The 251-nt window shown below is 62.5% G+C and carries 1 pseudogene; it reads left to right on the forward strand.

Annotated elements, in window-relative coordinates:
• Positions 1 to 251 (forward strand): annotated as a pseudogene (locus IU459_RS38190) (IS1634 family transposase); the annotation flags it as partial.

The following is a 251-nucleotide window of genomic DNA, read 5'->3' on the forward strand; positions in this document are numbered from 1 at the left end:
GCGCCTCGACGCGGCGAAAGCGAAGGCCGAAGCCAACTTCGACGGCAAGTACCTGCTGAGGTGTTCGGATCCGCACCTGTCGGCGGCCGATATCGCAGTCGGTTACAAGCAGCTGCTCGAGGTCGAACGCGGCTGGCGGGACATGAAACAGATCCTCGACCTGCGGCCGGTCTATCACCGCCTCGAGGAACGCATCCGCGCCCACGTCGTGTTGTGCTGGCTGGCACTGTTGATGATCCGGATCATCGAAA

This window comes from Nocardia amamiensis (assembly GCF_015477605.1).
Lineage (GTDB): Bacteria > Actinomycetota > Actinomycetes > Mycobacteriales > Mycobacteriaceae > Nocardia > Nocardia amamiensis_A.